We start from the raw sequence: 4,713 nt of genomic DNA, 5'->3' as shown, positions 1-4,713 counted from the left end.
GGCGGCGGCGTGGTCGGTGCTGTCGAAGGTGTAGCTGGTGGTCTGGTAGATCGGCAGGGCGCGGGCGCGGGTGTCGCCGCCGCCGGGCTGGCCCACGTGGATCTGCTTGGTCTCGAAGCTCCAGCCGTCTTCGCGCCGGGTGTTCTCGCTGTCGGTCATGATGTCCTTCTGGCCGTGGTCGGGAGGTCGGGGCGGCTAGGGGCGACAGCTCATGATCACAACCCTCATGACGAATACCTCCATCGGACCGGCTTGTCGTGCGGCGTGGCGCCGGACGACCGGGTCATCACCCGGAGCACCCCACCCTGGCCGGAGGGTTGCCGACCAGCAAGCCGGGGCTTCACGCTGGTACTCATGACCTGGCGCGAGTCTAGCGGCTCGAACGGATGCTTCGGTAGGCGACCCATACCTCCCGGCGGGAGGCGCCTGAGCAGGCGAAAGTTACCCGCCGGTAGCCCGGGGCCCGCTTGGCGGACCGGGTCGATAGCAGTACGCTCGTCTTGTTTGGATCGTGTTCCGCACGTGTGAGCACGCCATAAATGGTTCATTGAGCCGACCACGATCGCACCCACAAAGTGCGATCGACTTGGGACCAGGGACACTTCCTAGGAGGACGCGAAGCGCACATGTCCAAGATCAAGGTTGAAGGAACGGTCGTCGAACTCGACGGCGACGAGATGACCCGCATCATCTGGCAGTTCATCAAAGACAAGCTGATCCATCCCTACCTGGATGTGAATCTCGAGTACTACGACCTCGGCATCGAGCACCGCGATGCAACCGACGACCAGGTCACCGTCGACGCAGCCAACGCCATCAAGAAGCACGGCGTCGGCGTCAAGTGCGCCACAATCACTCCCGACGAGGCCCGGGTCGAGGAGTTCGGCCTGAAGAAGATGTGGCGCTCGCCCAACGGCACGATCCGTAACATCCTGGGCGGCACCATCTTCCGTGCCCCGATCATCATCTCCAACGTGCCCCGCCTGGTGCCCGGCTGGACCAAGCCGGTCATCGTCGGCCGTCACGCCTTCGGTGACCAGTACCGCGCCACCGACTTCAAGGTCGACCGCCCGGGCACCGTCACCATCACCTTCACGCCGGAGGACGGCAGTGAGCCGATCCAGCACGAGGTGTGCCATATCCCCGAGGACGGCGGCGTCGTCATGGGGATGTACAACTACAAGAAGTCCATCCAGGACTTCGCGCGGGCCTCGCTGTCCTACGGTCTGCAGCAGAACTACCCGGTCTACCTCTCCACCAAGAACACGATCCTCAAGGCCTACGACGGCATGTTCAAGGACGAGTTCCAGCGGATCTTCGAGGAAGAGTTCAAGGCCGAGTTCGATGCCGCGGGCCTGACCTACGAGCACCGCCTCATCGACGACATGGTCGCCTCCTCGCTCAAGTGGGAGGGTGGCTACGTCTGGGCCTGCAAGAACTACGACGGCGACGTCCAGTCCGACACCGTCGCGCAGGGCTACGGCTCGCTGGGCCTGATGACGTCCGTGCTCATGACCCCGGACGGCAGGACCGTCGAGGCCGAGGCCGCGCACGGAACCGTCACCCGGCACTTCCGGCAGCATCAGGCGGGCAAGCCGACGTCGACCAACCCGATCGCGTCGATCTTCGCCTGGACCCGTGGCCTCGAGCACCGCGGCAAGCTCGACAACACCCCCGAGGTCATCGACTTCGCGCAGCAGCTCGAGGACGTCGTCATCAAGACCGTCGAAGCGGGACAGATGACCAAGGACCTCGCCCTGCTCATCGGCCCCGAGCAGGCATGGCTGACCACCGAGGAGTTCCTCGCCGCGCTCGACGAGAACCTCCAGAAGGCCCGCGCCTGACGCACGGACCGCACACGACGGGACGCCCCGCACCGGGGCGTCCCGTCGTCGTTTCGGGTCCGGCCCGTCGGCTACCGTGACCGTCGTGCCTCACGTCATCACCACCGTCAACGTCAACGGCGTCCGTGCCGCCGCCGGCAAGGGCCTGCTCGCGTGGCTGGCCACCGCGCAGGCCGACATCGTGTGCCTGCAGGAGGTGCGCGCCACCGAGCAGCAGTTCCACGCGGCGATCGCGCCCGCCCTCGACGCCGGGTGGTACGTGGTGTCCGCCGAATCGGAGGCCAAGGGCCGTGCCGGGGTCGCGATCCTGTCGCGGCGCCCGGCCGACGCCTCGCGCATCGGGTTCGACGAGGACGAGTTCGCGGCCTCCGGCCGGTACGTCGAGGCCGACTTCGGGGACGTGACCGTCGGCAGCCTGTACCTGCCCACCGGCGAGGCCGGCACCCCGAAGCAGGAGGAGAAGGAGCGGTTCATGGCGTCGTTCGCCACGCACCTGAACCACCGCGCCGCCGAGGCCGGGGCCGCGGCCCGGCACATGGTGGTGTGCGGGGACTGGAACATCGCCCACACCGAGCGCGACATCAAGAACTGGAAGGGCAACGTCAAGAAGTCCGGATTCCTGCCGAGCGAGCGCGCATGGCTCGACACGCTGCTCGCCGACGGCCGCTGGGTCGACGTGGTGCGCGCCCTGCACCCGGACGTCGACGGCCCGTACTCGTGGTGGTCCTACCGGGGCAAGGCGTTCGACACCGACGCCGGCTGGCGGATCGACTACCACCTCGTGACGGCGGAACTGGCCGAGCGGGCGAAGGAGGCCCGCGTCGAGCGTGCCGCCACCTATGCCGAGCGGTGGTCGGACCACGCCCCGGTTACCGTGCAGTTCCGCTGATCCGGGCGGATCCGCCGATCGGAGCCGACCTCCCGCGAGCGGCTCTCCGCGCACGTGAAAGTATCGACAACCATGGCGAGCACTGCAGAAGAGAACACCACCGCGCCGACCGCCCGGCCCCGGGTGCTGTCGGGTATCCAGCCGACCTCCGACTCGTTCCACCTCGGAAACTTCCTCGGCGCGCTGCAACAGTGGGTTCCGTTGCAGGACGAGTTCGACGCCTACTACTTCATCCCCGATCTGCACGCGATCACCGTGCCGCAGGATCCGAAGGGGCTGCGCCGGCGCACCCTCCGCGCCGCCGCTCAGCTGCTCGCCGTCGGCATCGACCCGGACCGGTCGGTGCTGTTCGTCCAGAGCCAGGTGCCCGAGCACGCCGAGCTGGCGTGGGTTCTGAGCTGCATCACCGGTTTCGGCGAGGCCGGCCGGATGACGCAGTTCAAGGACAAGTCCGCCAAGGAGGGGACCGAGCACGCCAGCGTGGGCCTGTTCACCTATCCGGTGCTGATGGCGGCGGACATCCTGCTGTACCGCCCGCAGCGTGTGCCGGTGGGGGAGGACCAGCGCCAGCACCTCGAGCTGACCCGTGATCTCGCGCAGCGGTTCAACACCCGGTTCGGCAAGACGTTCGTCGTTCCCGAGCCGCAGATCATCAAGGGCACCGCCAAGATCTACGACCTGCAGAACCCCACTGCGAAGATGAGCAAGTCCGCGGCCACCCCGGCCGGCCTGATCAACCTGCTCGACGATCCGAAGGTGTCGGCGAAGAAGATCAAGTCGGCGGTGACGGACAACGAGCGCGAGATCCGCTTCGACCTCGAGAACAAGCCCGGCGTGAGCAACCTGCTCACCATCCAGGCCGCCCTGTCCGGCCGGCCGGTCGACGAACTCGTCGCCGGCTATGCGGGCAAGGGGTACGGCGACCTCAAGGCCGACACCGCGGAGGTGCTCACCGAGTTCGTCATCCCGTTGCAGGCGAAGGTGGACGAGTACCTCGCCGACGAGGCGGAACTGCTGCGCATCCTGTCGACCGGCGCCGACCAGGCCCGCGAGGTGGCTTCCCGGACACTCGGCCAGGTCTATGACAAGGTGGGATTCCTGCCCCGCAAGTGAGCCGGGGCGTGCGCCGGACGCAGCACACGGGCGGCGGAACGCGGAAGGAGTTGCCCACCGATGGCCGACGATTCCACCGAACCGTCGAAACCGGGGTTTCTCGAGCGGCAGCGCGCGGCGCATCCGGCACTCGACCATCTGGTGCGGGCCGGCCTGCGATACCAGGAGCAGAAGGGCGACTACTACGCCGCGGGGATCACGTATTTCAGTGTGCTGTCCCTGATTCCCATCCTGATGCTGTCGTTCTCGATTGCCGGTTTCGTGCTCGCGGGCCGGCCCGAGACCCTCGAACAGCTGCAGACCGCGATCGCCCAGAACATCCCCGGCGAACTCGGTGCGACGGTGCAGGGCCTGGTGGACTCCGCGATCGCCTCCCGCAGCGCCGTGGGCACCGTCGGTCTGCTCACCGCCGCATACGCAGGGATCGGCTGGATCACCAACCTGCGGGACGCGCTCACGGCGATGTGGGACCATCCGCACGGCAAGACGGGGTTCGTGCGCACCAAGGTCAACGACGTGCTGACCCTCCTCGGCCTCGGCCTCGCCATCGTGGCGTCGCTCGCCCTGTCGGCCGCGAGCAGCGGACCGGTCATGGACTTCTTCGTCGGTCTGCTGCGGCTCGAGAACGTGCCCGGGATCGGCGTCGCACTGACGGTGGCGACGATCGCCATTTCCGTGTGCGCGACGTGGGTACTGTTCACCTGGGTGATCGCCCGGCTGCCCCGGGAACCCGTCACCTTCCGCAGCGCGATGCGCGCCGGTCTGCTCGCCGCCGTGGCGTTCGAGGTCTTCAAGCAGGTCGGTTCGATCTACCTCTCCCGGGTCACCAGCGGCCCCGCCGGGGTGGCGTTCGGCCCGATTCTCGGT

At 67.6% G+C, this 4,713-nt stretch carries 4 protein-coding genes, 1 pseudogene and 1 riboswitch; of the genes and pseudogenes, 4 read left to right on the top strand and 1 reads right to left on the bottom strand.

Going from position 1 to position 4,713, the window contains the following annotated elements; genetic code table 11:
- Positions 1-159 (bottom strand): annotated as a pseudogene (locus tag AIIKEEIJ_RS12670) (PLP-dependent transferase); the annotation flags it as partial.
- Positions 160-244: 85 nt separating this feature from the next.
- Positions 245-360, bottom strand: a riboswitch (SAM riboswitch).
- Positions 361-626: 266 nt separating this feature from the next.
- Here AIIKEEIJ_RS12670 and AIIKEEIJ_RS12665 point away from each other — a divergent pair.
- From AIIKEEIJ_RS12665 to AIIKEEIJ_RS12650, 4 genes are all read left to right on the top strand, one after another.
- Positions 627-1,844, top strand: a complete 1,218-nt coding sequence (locus AIIKEEIJ_RS12665; RefSeq protein WP_006939696.1) for an NADP-dependent isocitrate dehydrogenase — start codon at positions 627-629, stop codon at positions 1,842-1,844.
- 85 nt (positions 1,845-1,929) lie between these two features.
- Positions 1,930-2,733: an exodeoxyribonuclease III gene (locus AIIKEEIJ_RS12660; protein ID WP_029544732.1), complete on the top strand. Its 804-nt coding sequence runs from the start codon at positions 1,930-1,932 to the stop codon at positions 2,731-2,733.
- A 72-nt stretch (positions 2,734-2,805) separates the two neighbouring features.
- Positions 2,806-3,846: a tryptophan--tRNA ligase gene (trpS, locus tag AIIKEEIJ_RS12655; RefSeq protein ID WP_161995785.1), complete on the top strand. Its 1,041-nt coding sequence runs from the start codon at positions 2,806-2,808 to the stop codon at positions 3,844-3,846.
- A gap of 60 nt (positions 3,847-3,906) precedes the next feature.
- Positions 3,907-4,713 (top strand): YhjD/YihY/BrkB family envelope integrity protein (locus AIIKEEIJ_RS12650; RefSeq protein ID WP_161995784.1); only part of this gene is annotated, 807 nt, incomplete at its 3' end.

It is taken from the genome of Rhodococcus sp. YH1 (genome assembly GCF_009939605.1).
Taxonomy (GTDB): Bacteria; Actinomycetota; Actinomycetes; order Mycobacteriales; family Mycobacteriaceae; genus Rhodococcus; species Rhodococcus aetherivorans.
The sequence above is the reverse complement of the archived record's forward strand: the minus strand, read 5'-3'. Positions and strand labels throughout refer to the sequence as shown.

What these genes read in the sequence shown, in the direction of transcription:
- AIIKEEIJ_RS12665 (WP_006939696.1), top strand. Translation starts at nt 627, where the DNA reads ATGTCCAAGATCAAGGTTGAAGGAACGGTCGTCGAACTCGACGGCGAC.
- trpS (WP_161995785.1), top strand. Translation starts at nt 2,806, where the DNA reads ATGGCGAGCACTGCAGAAGAGAACACCACCGCGCCGACCGCCCGGCCC.